Genomic DNA, 20,826 nt, shown 5'->3' on the forward strand with positions numbered 1-20,826 from the left:
GATGGAGGGTCGGGCCTCCAGGCATGGAGGCTGGGGCCTCCAGGGGATGGAGGTTCGTTCCTCCAAGCCTGGAGGCCGGGCCCTCCACACAGCGCGGAGCGCGCGGGGAATCGTTGCGTGAGCGGCCTTTTTCGCGGCGCTTCGAGCGCTGGCACAGAACGTGGAGAGTCCAGATGCCAAGGACTTCGAGGAGGACGATCATCATGACGACGCAGCTCACGCATCTGGTTTCGCGGTTCGGGTTCGCAGGCGCGCTCCTCGTGTCGGCTGCGGCGCTTCCGGCCTGCGGAGGTGAGCCCGTCGACATCGAGGATTTCGAGGGGGACGTGGACGAGGCTGTGCAGGCGACCGGCCCGACGGGCGGTAACAACCTCCCGCCCTTTGCCGTCGACAGCGATCCCCTCAAGCGCAGCGTGACGAACAGCTTTGGCATTACGTCGTCCACGAACCCGGATCCGCTCCCGCTTTGCAAGAATGGCACAGTGACCGCGACGGGCTGCACGCTGAAACCGGAATGGGAGTCGTGGATGTCCGCGGACGGGACGAACCGCGCCCCGATGATGAAGGGAATCGCGAAGTGCTCGGTGGCGCCGAGCTTCACGATTTCAACGAACGACGGCACGCAGACGTTCCCGGGGCAATGGGAGCTCTACCCGGGCTGGAAGTCCAATCGGCTCACGGGCGAGGACAAACGCGAACGCATGAGTTCGTGCCTGCTCTCGCTGCTCAACGGGAACAACCAGGAGCTCGCGCTTTGCATCGTCGGCCCGGGGGGAACGCCTTTTAGTGATGCCTGCACCGATCCCAACCTCACCATCCGGGAGGGCGGCTTCTTCGGGAACCTGTTCGCCACGAATCCCACCGCGTACGTCGCGGGTCCGGACACCGCGGACCCGGTGGACAGCGGTCGGGCGTGCTTCGCGACGCAAGGCAATTACTGCTGCGCCGAGGGCGACGCGAACTGCACGCACCGCATCGTGCTGGCGGGCGCGATCCTGGGGTCGCCCAACCAGAACTTCGCGAACAAGCGCTGCAATGCACCGCTGGTCGACGCTGGAAGCGGAATCTGGTATTGCCCCTCGTTCTTCTCGACCCGCGAGCCCAATCGCAGCTACACGAACGTGTTCACGACCTTCGTCCCGCCGGCTCTGTGAATCGTTTCGCGCCTCCTCGCCTCTTCCTCCCCCCGTTCTTGCTTCTTGCCGCTCGCCTCATTCACGGCCCCTTGGCCAGCCGTTCGGCCTCGGAAGCTGCCGGCCCGTAGCGGTGTTCGAGCAGCGGGTTTCCCTTGAACGCCTGTGACAGGTCCGTTCGAGCGCGCTCCAGCGCCATTTTTTTCTGTGTCGGATCGACCTGAAGCTGCGCTTTGCGCAGGTACAACGCGCCGCGGATGGCCAGCGCGCGCGGGAAACCCGGCGCACGTGTGAGCGCCTCTTCGATTCCGTGGAGCCCCTCTTCGACGATCGGCTCCTGCGGCGCCTTCGGCCGCTCCCTCGTGAGCAGAGCTTCGACCCGTTCGAGCGAAACTTGCCCCAGCAAGAGCCAGAGATCTCCCCGCTCGGGGACTTTTTGGGTCGCCGCGCGCGCAAGGCTCTGGGCCTGTTCGAGCGACGAAAACGAAACAGGATCCTCGCGCCGCGTCCACGCCCCCCGCGCCGCCCGTAGCAAGGCTTCCACGGCCTTGCAGTCGGGGTTTTCTGGCTCGATACGATAACAAGGCGCGAGCGCGAGCAGTCCCGCGTCGAGGCTCGGCTGGGGGTCCTGGCCGAGGGCCCGCTCGTGGCCGCCCAGCAAGTGATACGCGCGGGCCAGCTCGTGCTGGACGTACACGAAATTGGGGTCGATCGCGAGGGCAGCCTTGAAGCGATCGATGGCCTCCCGGCCAAGCTCCCGCCCGTCTTTTCCCGCGTCCAGTCGGTAGGATGCGAGGAGCGTGCTGGCCAGGCCGGCGTTCACGTACGCCAGGGGATTCCGCTGGTTGATTTGAATGGCCCGTTCTGCCGTCTGCACCGCCTCGAGCACGGACGTCTCCGGATTCTGGCCATGGTCGGATTGCCATTGGGCCAGGTCCGTCAGCCAGACGGCCGTATTGTTGTGGCCGATGACGTACCCTTCATCGAGCTGGGTCGCTTTCCGGGTCGACGCGATGGCCCTCTCGAGCAACGCCTGGCAATCTTCGTTGCGTCGCTTCTTGCTCGCGGCCGAGTAACCGAGCGCGAGACCATAGTCATTGTAGGCCCACGGGAACTTGGGGTTCAGGCGGATCGCGCCCTCGAGATACGCATGCGCCTTGTCGAGCAAGGGCTGCACGGGTTGTCCCCGGTCGAGCAGGGATTCGGCCAGCTTCGTGTACGCGAGGCCGATGATCTCGTGCGCATACGCGTCTCCCGGGTGCACGGCGATCGCCTGTTCTCCCGCGGTGATCTGCGCTCGGCGCAGTCGCTCGACGTCCTCACGGGGCGCGCCATGACCTTCGCCGAATTGCGCCTGGAAATTGTACGCGAATGCCTTTTTCGTGTGCCCGTTCGACTCCGCGGGGGCCGCCACGAGCGCCTTGTCCGCGACGGCGAGGGCCTTGTCGAGCTTCGGCTTGGGATCACGGCCGCTGTAGAGGTCCATCTCCTCCTGTCGGATCCACGCCTCCGCGAGCGCCTCGTAGATCTGGTGATCACTCCGCCCGATATCCGCGGCCTGCTCATAATGCGCCACCGCCTGCGCGAAATCTCGCTCGGCCTCGTCGTTGTCCCCGCGATCCTTTGCGCCCTGGGCGCGGGCCATGTACACGTCGCCTTCGAGCTTCTCGGCCTCGTAGAGCCACGACAGACCGCCGCGGGCGCTCCGCGCGCTCGCGAGGGCCTCGTCGTAGCGCCGGTTGTAGAAGTGGATCAGGCCTTCGAGATAGCTCGCCGGCACCGTCGGCAAACCCCGGCAGCGCGTGAGGTGGGCGAGCGCCGGTTCGAGGTACTCCTTGTCGAGCTCCTGCTTGCGTTTCTCGAAGTAACTATTGTCGCCGCTCTTGCGCGCGTCCTCGATCGCCCGGCTGTAGAGCTCGCCGAGCACACGCCCGAGCGCATAATCGAGCTCGGGCTCGCGCACGCCGAGCGTCGCGGCCAGCGCGAGCTCCGCGTGCGCCTGGTCCCACTCCTTTAGCGCGAGGTAGCCGCGGCCGAGGGCATAACGATCGAGCCCCGCCGCGAGGTCGCCGAAGCTCTGCATCTCGGCCTCGATCTCGGCCATGCGCGCGCGGACGACGGCTTTCTCGGGGCCCGTGTCGTGCAGCGGCACGAGGTACGCGCTGCGCACCAGCCATTCGAGGTCCTTCACCGCCTGGCCGAGCTTTTGCCCGAGTTCGGCGCGCTTCTGCGCGATCGCCTCGTTCCGGGCATTGACGACCACCGTGCGGACGCCGTAGCCGGCGAACGCCACGAGGCTCGATACCAGCGCTATCACCGCGAAGGCCATCGGCTTGTTTCGCTTGGCCCGCCAGTACAGGCGCGTCGGCAGCCCGAGGCGGCGCGCGAGCACGCGCTCGCGGTTGAGGAAACGATCGAGGTCGTCAGCGAGCTCGGCCGCGGTCGTATATCGCTGGTGGGGCTCCTTGTTCAGGCACTTGCCGACGATGATGTCGAGGGCGAGCGGGATCGACGGATCCTTTTCCCGCAGCGGCACCGGGTCCTGAATGAGCACCTTCAGCAGGACGTTGACGGCGCTCTCGTCCACGAACGGCGGCGCGCCCGCGAGGATGTCGTAGAGCGTCGCGCCGAGGCTGTAGACGTCGCTGCGCGGATCGATGCTGCGGACGCTGCCGCGCGCCTGTTCGGGCGGCATGTACCCCGGCGTCCCCATGACCGTGCCCGATTCGGTCAGGCCCTTCGTCTCGCTGGCCTCGCGCGCGAGGCCGAAGTCCATGAGCACGGGTCGATACGAGGGAGGCGCGTCCGCGCTCTTCTCCACCATGATGTTCGCGGGCTTGATGTCGCGGTGAATGATGCCGATGTGGTGCGCGGCGTGGACGGCCTCGGTGACCGTCTTCATCACGCGGACCTTGTCGTCGATCGACATCGACTGCGCCGCGTCGTTCAGCGAGAGGCCCTGGACGAGCTGCATGGCGATGTACGCCTTGTCCTCGACCTCGCCTACCTCGAGCACCTTGCAGACGTTCGGATGATCGATGCGCGCCTGCGCCCGCGCCTCCTGGAGGAAGCGCTTCGTCGTGATGGGATCGGCCCCGTGGATGAACTTGATCGCCACGTGACGCGCGAGCCGCCGGTCGCGGGCCTCGTAGACGGAGCCCATGCCGCCTCGGCCGAGGAATCGTACGATCTCGTAACGATCCCAGCGCTTGGGATCCGCGAGCGGGGAGCGCTCGGAGACGGCAGGCAGATCGGCGGGAATCTCGGCAGGTGCGTCGGCGGAGACCTCGGTGGGCGCCTCCGCGGGGGATGCGCTCTCCGCTGGCGGCGTTTCGTCTGCGCGGTTCGCGCCGCGCCGGCGGCGCCTCTCGCGGGCCAGCTTCACCGTGATCGGGGCTGCTTTTTCTGCTGGTGGAGACGGCGCGACCGTATCGGCGATCGCGAGCGCCTCCGGACCCGAGAGGCTCTCTTGTTTCTGGCCGTTTTTGGGTGGCTGGCCCATCGCGTTACCTTGGTCCCGGGAGGCCGTCGCTCGTCAAGCGCTACATGCGCAAGGCGGCGCCGGTCGCGTGACGAACTCCCTTGCAACCGGGAGACCAAGGAACACGCGGAGCGGAGGATGCGGGCGGGAAGCTCTCTGTCAGGACGAACCCGGCGAAGGCAGGCTTACTTGCAGGTCGGCGCGACCTGACCGTCCGAGCCGGTCGAAACATAAGCGTCCGACACGTAGCCGTTCCCAATGAAGTCCCAGAGGGTCGACGTGCCATAGGTGCCCGTCACCGAGGTCCCTTTCTTCTGGCAGGTGATGGTGACCTTGGCGCCGTCCGCGACCGAGCCCACCGCGGCGCTGCTCGTGCTCGCGTCCGCGCGCACCGTGAGAGCGGCGCCATTCGTGTTCACGGTGCCGGTGACGGACGTCCCGCCGGATCCGCCGTCGCTGCCGCCACAGCTATTCTTGCTCGTGTAGTTCTTGGTGCCGTAGAAGAACGCCGTGGAGCCATTGAAGACGGGCCGGATGGCGATGCCGTTGCGGCGCACTTCGTAATGGAGGTGCGCGCCGGTCGAGCCGCCGGTGTTGCCCACGGTGCCGATCTTCTGGCCCTTGCTCACGCTCTGCCCGACCGAGACGAGCTGCGAGTTCAAGTGCGCATACCGGCTGCGATACCCATTGCCGTGGTCGATCTCGATCCAGCGGCCGTAGCTCGTGTTGCCCTCGTTCGCGACGCGCGTGATCTTTCCGGCGGCCGAGGCTACGACCGCGTCGCCGATGTCGTCGTTGCGATTGAAATCGACCGAGTTCTGAGGGCTATGGTTCGTCCTGGTTTGTCCCGCCCAGACCTGCCCGCAAGGGAACGGGAGCTGGAAGGCGGGCAGGTCGCTCACGCCCTCGCTCGTGCTGCCGACCTCCTCGTCCACGGCTTCCTCTCCCGGCGGAGGGCCGTCGTCCAGCCACTCGTCGCCGCCGAGCGCCGAGGCCGGATCGAGCTCGTCCGGCGGCTCGCCGCCGCAGCCGCTCAGCGCGAGGCCACAGGCAAGGACGAGCACGTTGGAGACAAGGGCCCACTTCGACGTCGTTCGCATGGCCGACCGATTCAGCAATGCGCGTACCGACCCATCGTCCTGGAGGGTGGATCACGAAATTGGGCCGTCGCTCCACATCCGCAGAATTTTGCGGAAAACGGCGGCGTTCCGCATTACGAAACCGTGCCTCAGGGTGGGGAACGAGTTCCCCACCCCTTGGGGCAGCCGTTCCCCACCCTGGGCCGTTCATTCATCGCAGACGGCTTCGAGCTCGATCGGCACGGTGATTCCGTTGTCGTCGTTCACGACTTCTCCGATCGGGAGCTTCGACTTGTTCACGGAGATGGCGGCGCCGGGGTCGATGACCACGCGGCGCATGGTCCCTTCCAGCTTCACCTCGATCTTGCCTTGGGCGGGGATGGGCACCGGCTCCGCGTCGGCAGGCGCGTCCATCCGCTTAGTCACCGCGGTCATCGGGTCGATGCCGTACGAGCGAATCTGTTTGCCTGGGGTCATGGAACAAGGCGACCACATCATCTCGCCGTGCACGAAGACGAACCCGTCGGCCAGCAAGACCTTGTCCGGTACGAACGTGATCCCGCCTTCCCATACGCAAACCTCATCGCTCCCGTTGTCCGTCGGGCACGCCCCATACCCGTCGCTCCCGCTGCACCCCATCGCCAAGACCACCACGCCGAGCGTCGCCACGATGCCACACATCCACTTCGTCGCCCTGCCTTGCATGTCATACCTCGCGATCTCGAACCTGGGTTTCGGGCCCATTTCGGGGTCGTAAGAGCAACACGCGTGCCCGGGCAGCGCTCGGCGCGGGGGGATTCGAGGGGAGGGGGTTACTTGGTCGGCAGGCCGAGCTGCTTGCCGAGGAACGTGAATGCGAGCGCGTCCATGTAGGCGCGTTGCTCGTTGTTCGCGGCGCCGCCGTGGCCGCCCTCGGTGTTCTCGTAATAGAGCAAATCCTGCCCAAGCTCGAGGAGCCGCGCGACCATCTTGCGCGCGTGGCCCGGATGCACGCGATCATCTCGCGTCGACGTGGTGAAGAGCGTACGCGGGTACCGCGTGCCGCTCTTGAGGTTCTGGTAAGGCGAGAACTTGGCGAGCGCCGCGCGCTCCTCGGGTTTGTCGGGGTCGCCGTACTCCTCCATCCACGACGCGCCCGCGAGGAGCTTGTGGTAGCGCATCATGTCGAGCAGGGGGACGCGGCACACGATGGCGCCGAAGAGATCCGGCCGCTGGGTCATCATGACCCCCATGAGCAGGCCGCCATTGGAGCCGCCCATGATGCCGAGCTTCGACGTCGTGGTGACCTTACGCGCGACGAGGTCCTCGGCGATCGCGATGAAATCGTCATACGCGCGCTGCCGGTTCTCCTTGAGGGCGGCCTTGTGCCAGGCCGGGCCATATTCACCGCCGCCGCGGATGTTCGCCACGACGTAGACCCCGCCGCGTTCGAGCCACCCGGCGCCGGTCGCCGCGTGGTACGACGGGGTCATGGACGCCTCGAACCCGCCATACCCTTCGAGGAGCGTGGGCACGCTGCCGTCGAGCGGGAGGTTTTTCTTGGCGATCTGGAAATAGGGCACCTTCGTCCCGTCCTTCGACGTCGCGAACCGCTGGACGACGTCGAGCCCGGCCGCCTCGAAGAAAGCCGGATTCTTCTTCACGGCCTCGGCGCGCGTTTTTTTCGTCGCGCTCCCGAGGGCCAGGGTCTCCGGCGCCGTGAAATTGCTCTCCATGAGCCAGTAGTCGTCCGACGTGTGCTCGTCATACGCCCAGGCCCAGACCGAACTCATGGGCGACGTGTCGATCTTCGTCCGGACGAACCCGTTTTTCGTACGCGTGTGAACGAACACCGAGCTCTTCACGTCTTCGAGCTCGACCGTCATGAACGCCGTCTTCAGGCCCATGTAGCTCTCGAGCGACGTGTTCGGCTTCGGCTCGAAGAGCATGGTCATTTCACGTTTTCCGGCGCGGTAGTCCGCGAGCGGCGCGCTGAGCAGGGCGCCCGCCGGCCACGTCTTGCCCGCGAGGGTCCACGCGCTGCGCAGCCGCAGGAGGAGCTGGCCATCCCAGACGCTCGCCTCCGCGTCCTCGGGTTTGTCGATCTTCTCGTATTTGTCCCCGTTGCGAAGGAGGAGCTCCTCCGTGAAGAATGACGGCTTGCGGTAGATCCAGTCGAACTCCTTGCCGTGGTCGAACTGGCGCTCGCCGCCCACGACCATGTCGGTCGTTTGCCCCTCGAACAACGTCTTCGCGCTTTCGAGCTTCGTGCCGCGTTTCCACTCCTTCACGATCCGCGGATATCCCGAATCCGTGAGCGAACCGGGGCCGAAGTCGGTCCCGACGTACACCGTGTCGATGTCCTTCCAGTGGACCGAGCTTTTCGCCTCCGGCAGCGTGAATCCGCCCTCGACCATCTGCTTCTTGACGGTGTCGAACTCGCGGAGGACGGACGCGTCCGCTCCGCCGCGCGAGAGGTGCAGCAGGCAACGCTCGTACTTCGGGTACAGGCACTCCGCGCCGTGCCAGACCCAGTTCTCTTTTTCGGCCTTGGCAAGGGCATCGAGGTCGAGGACGACCTCCCATTTCGGGGCCGGCTTCTTGTACTCGGCGAGCGTGGCGCGCCGGTAGAGGCCGCGAGGATTCGTGTCGTCGCGCCAGAAGTTGTAGACGTACTTGCCCCGCACCTGAGGCGTGGGAATTTTATCCTTGGAATCGTAGATGCGGCGCAACCGATCGCGCAGCGCGCCGAACCCGGGCGCGGCTTCGAGCTCTGCCTTCGACGTGGCGTTTCGCTCGGCCACCCACGCGAGCGGCTTGTCCCCGAGGACCTCTTCGAGCCAGAGGTAGGGATCCTCGACCTTGGGCTCGGGCTTGCTCATCGGCGGGGCCTCCGTCGTGGCGGTCGCGACCGTCGCGGCGGGCGGCGGCGTGGGGGGTGGCGTCGGCGGCGCGCCACATGCGGCGAGCAGGATCGCGCCGAGGAGGGGAGCCAGGGTTCGCATGGGCGGCAGTAAAGCGTATTTCCGGGCGCAGAGGAAGGCCACTTCAAGCCTCGCCGTCGTGGACCTTGCGAAGAGCAAGAGCGTCGCCTGGAAACGCTGCCCTCAAGGTTCGGGAGAAGGCTTTGCAGGTTCGTCGTTCATGGCCATCGCGCCCCGTCGTTTTCGTTCCGCGACGATGTCGCGGATGCGCTCGACCGCGCCCTGGCATGCGTCGATGACTGTGAGGAGCGAGGCCAACGTGGCGACCCACGGCGCCGGGTAGAAGCGGCCGCTCGACGGCGCGATGCCGCCCGCGAAGATGGCGTTCACGAAGCAAAACATCGTCCCGAGCGAGGCAAACAGCATCGAGGCGAACTCCGTGAGCAGGCCCGCGACGGCATTGCGGATGCGAGGCTGTAGCAAGCCGAGCACGACCGGCGTCAGGACGAGGACGGCGATGCTGATGCCGTTTTCCGGACGCTCGGTGAGGATCTCGATCCCCGTGAACGTCCTCGGGCCTCCCTGGCACGAAGAGCGCTCTCCCCAATCGAAGGGGAGCGTGAGCGCGAAGATCGCGAGCAGGACGAGGCGCCGAAACGGACTGCGGCGTGGCTTCGTAGGTGGCGTTTCGGGGAGTTCGTCCTGCATCGAGGGCGAGGGTATCGCAAACGTCGGCCGTCGGGATCACCAAACGGCGCAGGCGAGGTCCTCGAGGCCACGCTCCGCACGCCGATCTCGCGGAGCCAGGCCGATCGATGGTAGAAGGGGGGCATGGAATTCGATGCAGCCTCCGCCCGCGCCTTCCTCCAGCTTCCGGAGGGCTACGCGCTCCCGGACGTCGACGACTTGATGCACGACGCGCGAGCGATCCTACTCCACACGGTGAATCTTCGGACCGAAACGCGCGCGCCCGGGATCCAGATCTCTCCCGTATGGGAAAACCGCGACGGGCAGGCCGCGCTCCGTGCCACCGTCGTGCCGGTCGAGATCGAGGCGCGACACTTCGAAGGCAAAGGGATGATGGCGCTCCGCGATCCGAACGCGCTCACGATGATCGCCGACGCCGTCGAGATCCTCGCGGACGAGCCGGTCGTCGCCGCGCAGGCGCTCGTGGTGACCGCGTCGGTCTGGATCAGCGAAGAGGCGCCGGTGCGGCCGCTCGGCCTGCCCTACAAGGGCCACTTCAAGCTCTTGACGCTCGTGATTGCAGATTTTTTGCGCAAGGTCGGCGCCGGCTTCGACGAACTCGAATGGCTCACCTCGATCGGGCTCTTGGGCGCCTACCACAATCCGGACGAAGACCCCCCGGCCGAGCAAGTGCGCGCCGCCGCGCGGGAGAAGTCGTTGCGGTTGGCCGCGGAAGAAGAGGCGTGGATGGCGGCGCTCCTTCGCAATGCGGAGGGATGACGCGATCCGGGTTCAGGAGGGCGGGACGAACTCGAGGGCGAGCTGGAAGTCACCCGCGTCATTGAAGGGGTTGAACGTTGCCGGGTTCGAGCAGATCCAGCCGCAGAAGCCGCCGCCGCTCAGATTCACGACGCGGTTGTCGACGCTGTAGACCGCCGAGCCCGAGGAGCCTGCGCCGCCGACCTGGAACGCATCCTCCGCCACCGCGAACGGCGTGCCGGTGAGGTCGATGTTGCCAACACCCGAGGGCGACGCGTCGCACGACATGCCCACACCGAACGGCATCGAGGTGACCGGCCCGCCGCCGTGCGTGAGCTGGCCGCTCGACGAGGAGAATGTCTGGTCCCCGATATCGACGAGCAGCGAATCCGGGTCGATGCGGATCTTCGTGTAGCTCGTCCGCACGTTCGACCCCGAGACGGCGCCGCCCACGGTGTACTGCGAGAAATTCGCCGACGCGCTGGTGTTGGGCAGCGTGAGGTACTCGGCCGGCGAGGAAGCCATGTTGTGGCAGTACGCCGTCCAGCCCTTGGCCACGTCGTGGTCGATGTGCAGGAGGTAAGGACCGTCGCCGGCATTGGGGTTCCGGTTCCGGATCTCCTGGCACGTCGCCGGGGGCGGCGGGGGCGGCGGAGGCGGCGGCTGCGGGCCGAGGGCCTGCTCGGTCTCGGCGACCGAATCCTCGGAGAGGTCCGCGGCGTCGAGATCGCTGCTATCGGCAATGCAGCCCGACATGAACGGGGCGAAGAGGGCAAACGAGAGGGCGAAACGCGAGAGATTGTGCGCGAGGTTCATGGTCAGCTCCGAGAGGGCTCGAGTGTTTTTCTTTGGGGGCTTCGTCCCCCGTCGTTCGTGACCATGGCAATTGCACCGGTCGTGCCAAAGGGACCAGGCCGCGTAATTTCCGCGATTCGCGCGCGAATCATCGATGTACATGGCGAGCGCCTCCGGGGCGCAAGTCGTTCATGGCGGCGCCGTTGAGGGGGACAACCGCCAAGCATGGAGGCTGGCACCTCCAGATCGGGCTCGTGGATGTCCGCTCCACCCCGGCCTCGCGGAGCTGCGCCGCGCGTCGCGCGTCCGTCAGGAGCATCCACCCGAGCAGACCAGCGACCTCATCGGTCGTTTCCGGGACCAAAAACGCCCGGGCGATTTCGGTCGTCGTCCGCGGGTGCTACCGTCCTCGACGATGGAAGCTGCGCGCGCCGCGTGTCGTGTGGGTCTGCTCGTCGCGTTTGTCGTGTCGGGTTGCCAGCGGGGAGGGGGAGAGGCGGAGGCGTCGCGCGCTTCGGCCTCTTCGGCGGCGCCGAGCGCTTCGGTCGCGCCCGTGGCCCCGCTGCCGCCGCCTCCGGTTACCTCGTCGAACGCGGCGCCGAGCGCGGCGGCTCCGGCGCCCGAGCCGCCGTTCGATTCGGAGACCGTGACGGCCGTGATCGTCTGGCAGAAGGACGACAAGGCCGTGGGCGGGTTTCGCTCGTCGTGGGTGGAGCGGGTTGCGGACAAACCCGTCGTCCAGGGGGAGCGCCCGGGGATTCTCGCTGTCTCGTCGACCTCGATATGGTCGCTCGGGACGACGACCGTGAAGGGGTGCTCGCAGTACACGTTCGACGCGGAGGGGCAGGTCGTCGTTCGAAACGGGCAGCCGGTCCGGGAAAACCCGAACATGGAGATGCCCGAGCTCGTGCGCGCCGAGGACGGCAAGCGCGTGGCGCCGTGGAAAGACGGCCACGGGTATCCGACGATGGGGACCCAATGCGAGAGCTCGCTCGAGGAGTACAGCGTCGGCGTGCGATTCGAGGGCGGCATGGGGCCGTTCGTCGTGGCCAGCGTCAACACCTATGCTTACCACGGCGGCGCGCATGGGATCCGCGGCCAGAACTTCGTGACGATCGACCTCGACCGAGGGGTGGCCGTGAACCTCGCGCCGCCCGAGAAGGACAAGGCTGCGCTGGCGAAAGCCGCGGCGGCGGGCCTCGAGGTCGAGCCGAAGGAGGTCCGCCCCGCGGGCGTGGTGCTCCTGTATGGCCCGCGCGGCGCAGGGCTCGCGCTCTACCGCTTTTGGGCCTCGGCGCCGTATGTCGGCGGTCTCGGGGGCAACAGCTATAGCAACGATTTCGTGGTCAGCTCGAAGAGTTTGCCCACGGAGCTCGAACGGCACCAGAAGCTCCCTGCCTGGGTGGTGCCGCATCTGAACGGAAAATCGCTGAACGTTTTCATGGTGCCGCCGGCGCGCAAGGCGTCGCTCCGGCAGCAGTTCGACGCGGCCTATTCGAAGTGACGACGGGGCGCTTCCCCTGTGCGCGTCCTTCGTGCATGCTCGTGCGCATGAAGGACAAGATCATCGTCATCACGGGGGCGAGCGCGGGGATCGGCGCTGCGATCGCGCGCAAGGCGGCGGCCGAGGGCGCGCGCGTCGTGCTCGCTGCGCGCAGGCAGAAGGAGCTCTCCGAGGTCGCCGCTGCGTGCGGGCCCGACGCGCTCGCGGTGATCACGGACGTGACCGTGCGTTCCGACGTTGAATCTCTCGCGCGGCAGGCCGTCGATCGGTTCCGCCGGGTCGACGTGTGGATCAACAACGCCGGCCGTGGCATCACCCGCGCCCCCTCCGAAATCACGGACGACGATCTCGACATGATGATGCGCGACAACGTGAAAAGCGCGCTCTACGGTATGCAGGCGATCCTGCCGCATTTCAAGGAGCGCAACGCGGGGCAGATCCTCAACGTCTCCTCGATGCTCGGCCGTATCCCCTTTTTCGCCCTCCGGGCCGCGTACTCGGCCTCCAAGCACGCGCTGAACGCCCTCACCGCCGGCCTGCGCGCCGAGCTCAGGCACACGTTCCCGGGGATCGTCGTCACCACCGTCTCGCCGGGGATCGTCGCGACGGAGTTCGGCCTCAATGCCCTGCACGGCGGGCTCGATTCGCGATCCATGCCGGGCGCGCAGAGCGTCGACGAGGTCGCCGACGTGGTGATCGACGCGATCCGCAATCCACAGATCGATGTGTACACGCGCCCCGTGTACGCCGACAATGTCCGCCGTTATTACGACGACATGGACGCCTTCGAGCGTGCCTCGTTCGTCGGGCCGAAATGATGGGGAACTTGCAATGAATCGAGCCTCGATCGCAGTCTGCCTGATGGTCCTGTCGTGCAAGCCGACGGGCACCGAGCCTCCGCAGGATGCCCCGGCGCCGCGTCCGCTCGGCGAGCTCCTCCAGCAGCAGGATCTGACGTACGCCGACCTCGGTAAAGAGTTTCGCTGGACGCGCGGGCAGGCGTTCTCCAAGACCGGCACGCGGGACGCCGCCGGGTGGCCCCCGTCCGATTCGACGAAGATCACCGTTCGGTACACGAATCCCGACGGCTGGGGCTCGGATCCCAGCGCCCGCACGGGCAAGGGGCGGCGCGATTGCCTCGTCGGCATTTGCCCGACCACGAAAGAGATCGTCGAGTCGGGTCTCGAAGTGAATGGCACCCACGCGATCCTGGAGCTCCCTGCGGCGGATTGCCAGATCCGCCTGACGACCCGGGATTTTCACGGCTACCCCGCGGCGCACCTCCATCGCGAGCCGGGCCTCCCTGGCGGCCAAGGCTACGACGCGCCGAAGCTCCCCGCGGGCACGTCGGCGGGCGCCGTGGTCGATATGGGAGAAGTGACCCCGCGACGGGAATGACCGCGGGCCGTCGGCCACCAAATTCCCGGCTTCGGGCTCTTGCGGCGCCATCTCGCCGATACGCTATCGGGGCACGCCTCCGACGGCCGCGAAGGTTGAAATTCCGCGGTGATGGGGGCTAGGATGCCGCCGTGCCTAGCGAACGAGACGCTTCCTTCACCTTGACGAGCCTCGACGAGGGACGATCCCTGCGGCTGCCGAACCTTCGGGCCACCGTCACGCTCCCCGATCGGCAAACCTTCACGGCGCCCCTCGGGCTCGCGCCCCTCGTGCTCGGCAAGAGCCCTGAATGTGATCTCGTGGTCACGGATCCCAAGGTGTCGCGGGTGCATTGCGAGATCCGCCTCACCGAGCAGGGCGTCCTGTTAAAGGACATCCAGAGCCGGAATGGTACTTTCATTCGTGACGTGCGTATCGTCGAGGCCCTCCTCCCGCCGGGCGTGCCCGCCACTGTGGGTGATTCGACGCTCGTCGTGCAGCCGTCCGGTGGGGCCGCCGTCCTTCCCCTCTCCACGCGCGGCTCGTTCGGCGACGCGGTCGGCGAAGGCCTCGCGATGCGGGCGCTCTTCGCGCGGCTGGAGCGCGTGGCGAAATCCGAAGAGACCATTCTCTTGCTCGGCGAATCCGGCACGGGCAAGGAGGTGCTCGCCCGCTCCCTTCACCAGGAGAGCCGGCGCGCCCATGGCCCGTACGTGATCGTCGATTGTGGGGCCATCCCGTCCTCCACCATCGAGGCCGAGCTCTTCGGGACCGTCGCGGGCGCGGCCACCGGCGCGGTGAACCGGGCGGGCTTCTTCGAGGCAGCGCATCAGGGGACGATCTTCATCGACGAGATCGGCGAAGTTCCGCTCGAAGCGCAGCAGAAATTGCTCCGCGTGCTCGAGGCGCGGACCGTGCGGAGGCTCGGTTCGACGCAGGAGCGGGCCATCGACGTGCGCATCGTCGCGGCCACGCATCGGAACCTCAAGGCCATGGTGGCGGCGGGCAAGTTCCGGCAGGACCTGTATTTCCGCCTCTCGGTGCTCGAGCTCCAGGTGCCGCCCCTGCGCGAGCGGCGGGAGGACATTCCGCTGCTCGTCGAGCGCTTCCTTTCGAGCCGCAATCCACCGCTGAAAGCCTCGGACCTGCCGCCCGAGACCCTTCCGATGTTGCTCGGATACGAATGGCCGGGCAACGTGCGCGAGCTCCGGAACGTGATCGCGCGGCTCGTGCTGTTCCCCGAGCTCTTGCACGAGATCCTGGGCCCGGAGGAGGGCTACGCGTCCGAGCCCACCGCCGCGCCGGTTCGCGCCGACGAGGCGGCGAAGGTGGATCCGGAGGATTTGAAGCTCGGCAAATTGCTCGAACTTTCCCTGCCCGAGGCGCGTGAGGCCGTGCTGGCAGAGCTCGAACGCAAGTACGCGACGGCAAAGCTTCGCAAGTACGACGGCAATATCTCGCGCGCGGCCGAGGCCATGGGTGTCTCGCGGCAGCTCCTTCACCGGTTGCTCGACCGGCACGGGATACGCGCGAAGGACGGCATCTCCGAGAGCACGGCGGCGCGGCGGACCTGATCGACGCGATGAAATACGGACGGCTGCGACGGGACGAGCCCGGACAAACGCAGGACGTGACGGTCGAGCAGGCCGAGCCGCCTCGCGCGCCGCCCGTCGTGGAGCACGCATCTCCGAGCGCGGCGTCCGACGTCACGCATACGCTGGACGCGCCTGCGCAGAGCGTGCGCGCGGAACATGCGTCGCCGGACGCGGACGCCGACACGCCGGAGATCCCGCCGGCGTTGTATGCGCGTTTCGAGGCGTTCGAATTCCTCGGGCGTGGTGGAATGGGCGCCGTGTACAAGGCGCGGGATTTTCGTCTCGGCCGCGAGGTCGCCATCAAGCTCCTCTTCGGCGCCGATTTCGAGCTCGGCGGCAGCCTGCTCCGCGAGGCCCGCTCGCAAGCGCGCATCGACCACGAAAACGTGTGTGAGGTGTACGAGGCCGGGACGGCCGATCATGTCCGGTTCATCGTCATGCAGCTCCTGCATGGCGAGCCGCTCGACAAGGCGAAGTCGGCGATGACGCTCGAAGAGAAGGTGCGCGTCGTCCGACAGGTCGCATCGGCTTTGCACGAGGCGCATCGGCTCGGGCTCGTGCATCGCGACGTCAAACCCGCGAACATTCTGGTGGAGCACGGCGAGGACGGGGCGTGGAAGCCCTACATCATGGATTTCGGCCTCGCGCGGGAAATGGGCGATACCGGGGCGACGGTGACGGGCGCGCTCATGGGAACGCCGTCGTTCATGGCGCCCGAGCAGGCGGCGGGGAAGGTGCGCTCCCTCGATCGTCGCACGGACGTGTATGGCCTCGGCGCGACGCTCTACGACGTCCTCGCAGGCCGGCCGCCGATCGTCGCTGACAGCCTCACGTCGTTGCTCCAGGGGATCGTGCACGACGAGCCCCCGCCGGTCCGTAAGGTCTTTCGCGACGTGCCCCGGGACCTCGAGGCGATCGTAATGAAATGCCTCGAAAAGGAGCCTTCGGCGCGATACGAATCGGCGAAGGCGCTGGGCGACGATCTGCAGCGGTTCCTCGATGGGGATCCGGTGGAGGCGCGGCGGCAATCGGTCGGATACGTCCTGTGGAAACGCGCGCGGCGGCACAAAGGCAGGGTGGCGCTCGCGAGCGTCGCGCTGGTCGTCGCGGCGGTCCTCATCGGGGCCTGGATACGCGAGCGACAGCAGGCCTCCATGCAGATGACGCTCTCGCGCGAACTCGGCGAGAGCGTGAAGGAGATGGAGCTTTTCCTCCGAAACGCCTACGGCATGCCGCTTCATGACATGGATCGCGAGCGGAGGATCGTGCGCGAGCGGCTGAAGGAGATCGCGTCTTCGATGGACGCCCTGGGGAAGATCGGCGTGGGGCCGGGGCATTACGCGCTCGGGTGTGGGTACCTCGCGCTGCAGGAATACGCGGAGGCGCTCGCGCACCTGACGCGCGCGGAGGCCGCGGGCTTTCGGTCGGTGGGGCTCGATTCTTCGATGGGGATGGCGCTCAGCGAGATCTACACGAAAGAGCTCGCGGACACGAAGCGGATGGAGGGGGAGCGGAAGAGACAACGTATCGCGGTGATCGAGGCCGAATACAAGGAGCCGGCGCTCGTGCACCTCAGAGCTGCGCTCGGGGAGGCGATCGAGGCGCCTGCGTACGTGGAGGGGCTGATCGCGTTTCATGAGGGGCGGCACGAGGAGGCGCTCGTGAAGGCGCGGGAGGCGTTCGAGAAGGCGCCTTGGCTGTACGAGGCGCGGAAGCTCGAAGGGGACGTGCTCTTCGCGATGGGGAGGAAGTACGGCCACGACGCGGCGTTCGATCACGAAAAGATGTCGCATTGGTTCGGCCAGGCGGGGGAGGCGTATCGCGCGGCCGCCGACATCGGGAGCAGCGATCCGGCGGTGCACGTCGCAATGTGCGAGCTCTTCACGCAGGAAATGAATGGCTCGCGCGCGGCGCAGAAGGCCCTCCGGCCGAGCTTCGAGGCGGCGAAGGAGGCGTGTGGGAGAGCTATCGTCGCGAGCCCCGCGATCGCGCTCGGGCACCTGCGATTGGCGCAACTGCATTCGCATTTCGCGTGGCATGTCGCCGTCGGGGACGCGCCCGACGAGCAGCCGGAGGTCGCGATCGCGAAGGCCCTCGAGCACGCGGAGAAGGCGGCGCAGAGGGGCGCCGAGGAGCCGATGGCGTGGTACGTCGTGGCCGCGGTTTGGCGGACGCGGGTCCTTCACGCGAGCGAGCGCGGCCTCGATGTGGTGCCCGCCGTCGACCACGCCATTGCGGCGTACGACGAGGCGCTTTTGCGGGACCCTGTCTTCGTGTGGGCGCTGAACGAAAGCTGCTCCGCGTATTATTCCCGTGCCCAGCACGAATTCATGCATGGCATCGACGCGCGCCGCTCCATCGAGGAGGGACTTCGGCGTTGCAACAAGGCCCTCGAGATCGACCCGAGTTTTTCCTATGCGAAGCTCACAGCGATCGACCATCGATTGCTGCTGGCGGAGCAAGCGGTGGCGATGGGGCAATCCCCGCGCGACGTCGTGACGGAAGCGGAGGCGCTGATCGATGCGTTTCAGCAGCAATCGCCGCGCTCGTCGGTGCCGCATCGCTTTCGCGCCATGCTGGCGCTGATGGAAGCGACGTACCTGCTCGAATCCGGCGGCGATCCGACACCTGCATTGCTCCGGGCCGACGCAAACACCGCGGAGCACGCGCGCCTCGCGCCGACGTCGAACCTCACGCACAAGCTCCGCGGGAGAGCGGCCTCGATTCGCGCACGGCTTCATATCGAGCGTGGGGAGGACCCGTCGCCCTGCATCCTCGAAGCGAGGGATGCCTTCGAGAAAGCCATGAAGGCGAAGCCGAATGATCTCAAGTATCGGGTGTGGAGCGCCACGGTGGAGACGATCGCCCTACGCTGGGTGATGCAACGAGACAAGACCACCGAGGCTTCCTTCGACGCGGCGCTCGCCTCGGTTTTGCCGATCCTCGACGTGACGCGCGCCGATCCTTGGCTTTACGTCGCGCTTGGCGAGATCTACGAGCTCAGAGGCCGGTTCCGGAGCGGGCGAGGCGGAGGCGCGGAGTCCGAGATCACACAAGGGCTCGGGTTCATCGCGCAGGCGTTGTCCATTCATCCCCGCATGCCAGGCGCCCTCGCGTGTAAGGGCAGGCTCTTGCTCCTGCGGGCATCGATGGCCAAGGGGGAGAGCGACGCGCGGGAGGCCGCGAAGATGTCCCTGGAGGCATTCTCGGCGGCCATCCGGGAGAATTCGCTCGTCGAGAGGATGGACCGGCAGGCCATCGAGGCCGCGCGGCGCCTTGCGCGGGAGGCACCGGTGCGCGGCCCCTGAGATTGCTTCATCAAGGAACGTTGCAGTCTTTGGGGCCCGCGGCGATGACTTTGAGTGTGCTGAGCCAGGTCTTGATGGCCGGACGGCCGAGGCAGCTCCAGTTTTTCGTGACGGGGTTCTGCGTGCAATCCGTATCCGGGGTCGATCGCATTTCCACATTGCAGCCGGGGATCGCGTCGCCCGGGTTGTCCCCCGATGTGCACGTTCGCGTCAGCAGCGACATGTACGTGTTCGGGCATGGCAGGACGATCTCGTCCAAGGGCCAGACGATGTACTCGCGTTCTCCCGTGTCCGACAGGCGAGCCACCCAAAGGGCCTCTTCGATGTTGAAGTTAATGGAATTAAAGTACGACATGCCGTTGGAGGTGATAGAATCCCCCGTGAGCCGAATCTCCACCGGCGTCTCCTTGGGGTTGATGTTCACGATCATGCACGTGAAGAGGTCCAGCTTCTCGGAGAGGGTGAGGCCGCGCGTCGCCCACGACGCCGTGGTCTTCAGGTGGCCCCATCCGGCGTGACCGCCGGGCCCCTTGGTTCCCTGCGGCAATGCGCAGCGGATTGCATACGCGAGCGTGCGGCTACCCGTGTCGGCCAGCAGCGCGGCCACGGCCGTATTCTCCGGCGCGTTGATGCTGAGGTCCGCCGCTTCCCATAGCATATCCGCGTGCTCGTGGAAGTCGTCGGTGCCGAGGCTGTTGGTTCCGTGATCGCCGAGCTCGAGCGATTCGAGCCCGACGTCGTCGATGGGACGGACCCCATCCTCGGTCCCTGCGAGACACCCCGCCGTGAGGAGACCGGAACCGATGACAGCGGCAAGGAGGAGCGAGCGGTGGGGCGTCATGGCAGTCAAGTCCTTGAGTTGAAGTTCAGGCGACGTCTTCATCCGTCGCGTGGATACGATCCATCATAACAAGACCCATGCCAGGCCGAAAGGCGATTGGGCGCACGCTCCATCGCATGGAACATGCGCCGCAGCCCCGCCCCGCGAGACACGGCGCCGCGACACTGTCACGCCGCCGTGACACCCGGTGTTTCGCGTTCGTGACAGCGCTTCTGCGCGCCGGACATCGGGGGCTCGTAGACCGGAATGACAAGTGCCCATCGCCGCCCGTTGTCCTCGCCTGGCACGTCCTGTGCGAGACGGGGCCGTGCATTGAAAACTCCCACACGCAGAACGCCCCTGAAGAAGCTAGGCGCGCTCGGACTCTTCGTCCTTCTCGCGGCGAGCACTGCCCTCGCCCGGGTGACGAGTTCGCGTTCGGATCGTCTCGCTGCCGTGGGACGTCATTATGGCGATGCAGCGGGTTACATCCGCATCGCAACGACCAGCGACGGCATCAAGTACGTCGCCACCGCCGACGGACCGAAACCGTTCGTCGCGTACAAACTGGGCGACAAGATCACGGACGACGCGACGCTGGCGGCTTGCGGCATCCACGCGGCCGGGGGGCTCGTCGGTTGCGATCCTGCGTATGGCGCGACCATGCTTTACGCGCTGGAGGACCTGCAGAGCTCCGCGCCCGGCCCGAGCGAGATGTCGATCCAGTGCCACGTACCCTTCGGGACCACGGGCCACTGCAAGGTCACTTGGCTCGACGGGGGCGCGAGGTGTTATGTGTGCAGCGATCGCGCCTGCGCCAAGACCCATTGCTAGATAGGTCCAGCATTCAGCTCGGCCTACGGTCGGCATTCGACGGAGCCCACGAACTCAAACGGCTCGTCTACGCGTCACGGAGCCGTGGGCTCGGCAGGCAGATCGTAATCGAACGTGTATCGGTGTTCGCCGCCCACAATGTCGATTTGCATTCGGCCGCGCAGCCCCGTGAGGGCGCCCGTGGCGGTATCGGGCACCACGGTCACCGAAAGCGAGGCGGCCCCGCGGTCCATCGTGCCGCTGTGTTGCAGCACGAAGCTCCCAGCGCGCCTGTCGAGGGCGCCTTCCACGCGCTCGATCGCCACGTATCCGGCCGAGCCCTTCACGCCGGACACCGCGCTGATCATCTCCACGATGCTCGTGGCCACGAGCCCGCCCTCGAATCGTTTCTCGAAGCGGCTGCGCCCGAGCGTGGCGCCTTCGCGGGTATCGTAGGGCGGTTCGGCGGTGCGGGTGATATCGAAGCGTCCTTGGGCCTTGTGGTTCATGGCAGCGAACGGTACCGGGACAGACCCCGGCGCGCAACCCCGTCGGCGGCGTTTTCCTGCGGT

16 protein-coding genes are annotated in these 20,826 nt (G+C 66.8%); 8 read left to right on the forward strand and 8 right to left on the reverse strand.

All coding sequences use genetic code 11. The features are described from left to right. Positions 1 to 203: 203 nt before the first annotated feature. Entirely contained in the window at positions 204 to 1,154 is a 951-nt protein-coding gene (locus QHF89_RS03605; RefSeq protein WP_136966048.1) for a hypothetical protein, read from the forward strand. Positions 1,155 to 1,215: 61 nt separating this feature from the next. Here the strand turns inward: QHF89_RS03605 and QHF89_RS03610 are convergent, their stop codons facing one another. The 5 genes from QHF89_RS03610 to QHF89_RS03630 form a co-directional block, all read right to left on the reverse strand. Next, on the reverse strand, positions 1,216 to 4,635 hold the full coding sequence (locus QHF89_RS03610; RefSeq protein WP_136966047.1) for a protein kinase domain-containing protein: 3,420 nt from the start codon (positions 4,633 to 4,635) through the stop codon (positions 1,216 to 1,218). A 164-nt stretch (positions 4,636 to 4,799) separates the two neighbouring features. Further along, on the reverse strand, positions 4,800 to 5,714 hold the full coding sequence (locus QHF89_RS03615) for a peptidoglycan DD-metalloendopeptidase family protein (RefSeq protein ID WP_136966046.1): 915 nt from the start codon (positions 5,712 to 5,714) through the stop codon (positions 4,800 to 4,802). 186 nt (positions 5,715 to 5,900) lie between these two features. Further along, positions 5,901 to 6,398, reverse strand: a complete 498-nt coding sequence (locus QHF89_RS03620; RefSeq protein ID WP_136966045.1) for a hypothetical protein — start codon at positions 6,396 to 6,398, stop codon at positions 5,901 to 5,903. Positions 6,399 to 6,505: 107 nt separating this feature from the next. Then, on the reverse strand, positions 6,506 to 8,554 hold the full coding sequence (locus QHF89_RS03625) for a prolyl oligopeptidase family serine peptidase (RefSeq protein WP_136966310.1): 2,049 nt from the start codon (positions 8,552 to 8,554) through the stop codon (positions 6,506 to 6,508). Positions 8,555 to 8,779: 225 nt separating this feature from the next. Further along, positions 8,780 to 9,304 (reverse strand): hypothetical protein, encoded by a 525-nt coding sequence (locus QHF89_RS03630; protein WP_136966044.1) that lies wholly within the window; start codon positions 9,302 to 9,304, stop codon positions 8,780 to 8,782. Positions 9,305 to 9,427: 123 nt separating this feature from the next. Here QHF89_RS03630 and QHF89_RS03635 point away from each other — a divergent pair, with 123 nt between their 5' ends. Next, a complete protein-coding gene (locus tag QHF89_RS03635) occupies positions 9,428 to 10,063 on the forward strand; it encodes a hypothetical protein (protein ID WP_136928130.1) in 636 nt (211 codons plus the stop codon). Between the two features lie 12 nt (positions 10,064 to 10,075). On the opposite strand, the gene QHF89_RS03640 is transcribed toward QHF89_RS03635, so the two are convergent. Next, positions 10,076 to 10,858: a GON domain-containing protein gene (locus QHF89_RS03640; protein WP_284720005.1), complete on the reverse strand. Its 783-nt coding sequence runs from the start codon at positions 10,856 to 10,858 to the stop codon at positions 10,076 to 10,078. 394 nt (positions 10,859 to 11,252) lie between these two features. On the opposite strand from QHF89_RS03640, the gene QHF89_RS03645 reads away from it, so the two are divergent. From QHF89_RS03645 to QHF89_RS03665, 5 genes are all read left to right on the forward strand, one after another. Continuing rightward, positions 11,253 to 12,341: a hypothetical protein gene (locus QHF89_RS03645; RefSeq protein WP_136966042.1), complete on the forward strand. Its 1,089-nt coding sequence runs from the start codon at positions 11,253 to 11,255 to the stop codon at positions 12,339 to 12,341. Between the two features lie 47 nt (positions 12,342 to 12,388). Further along, positions 12,389 to 13,159, forward strand: coding sequence for an SDR family NAD(P)-dependent oxidoreductase (locus QHF89_RS03650; RefSeq protein WP_136966041.1), 771 nt, complete (start codon positions 12,389 to 12,391; stop codon positions 13,157 to 13,159). Between the two features lie 13 nt (positions 13,160 to 13,172). Then, complete coding sequence (locus QHF89_RS03655) at positions 13,173 to 13,739, forward strand: hypothetical protein (protein WP_136966040.1); 567 nt, start codon at positions 13,173 to 13,175, stop codon at positions 13,737 to 13,739. A 131-nt stretch (positions 13,740 to 13,870) separates the two neighbouring features. After that, positions 13,871 to 15,292, forward strand: coding sequence for a sigma 54-interacting transcriptional regulator (locus QHF89_RS03660; RefSeq protein WP_136966039.1), 1,422 nt, complete (start codon positions 13,871 to 13,873; stop codon positions 15,290 to 15,292). A gap of 8 nt (positions 15,293 to 15,300) precedes the next feature. Next, the gene (locus tag QHF89_RS03665) at positions 15,301 to 18,621 is read left to right on the forward strand and encodes a serine/threonine-protein kinase (protein ID WP_136966038.1); all 3,321 of its coding nucleotides are present in this window, start codon (positions 15,301 to 15,303) and stop codon (positions 18,619 to 18,621) included. Positions 18,622 to 18,631: 10 nt separating this feature from the next. Here the strand turns inward: QHF89_RS03665 and QHF89_RS03670 are convergent, their stop codons facing one another. Next, complete coding sequence (locus tag QHF89_RS03670; RefSeq protein WP_284720006.1) at positions 18,632 to 19,504, reverse strand: hypothetical protein; 873 nt, start codon at positions 19,502 to 19,504, stop codon at positions 18,632 to 18,634. A 393-nt stretch (positions 19,505 to 19,897) separates the two neighbouring features. Between QHF89_RS03670 and QHF89_RS03675 the strand changes: the two genes are divergently transcribed. Then, positions 19,898 to 20,275, forward strand: coding sequence for a hypothetical protein (locus QHF89_RS03675; RefSeq protein ID WP_136966036.1), 378 nt, complete (start codon positions 19,898 to 19,900; stop codon positions 20,273 to 20,275). A 74-nt stretch (positions 20,276 to 20,349) separates the two neighbouring features. Here QHF89_RS03675 and QHF89_RS03680 read toward each other — a convergent pair whose 3' ends face one another. After that, positions 20,350 to 20,763, reverse strand: a complete 414-nt coding sequence (locus QHF89_RS03680; RefSeq protein WP_136966035.1) for a DUF3224 domain-containing protein — start codon at positions 20,761 to 20,763, stop codon at positions 20,350 to 20,352. Between the last annotated feature and the right edge of the window lie 63 nt (positions 20,764 to 20,826).

The sequence above is a fragment of the Polyangium sorediatum genome (genome assembly GCF_029946465.1).
Classification (GTDB): Bacteria; Myxococcota_A; Polyangia; order Polyangiales; family Polyangiaceae; genus Polyangium; species Polyangium fumosum.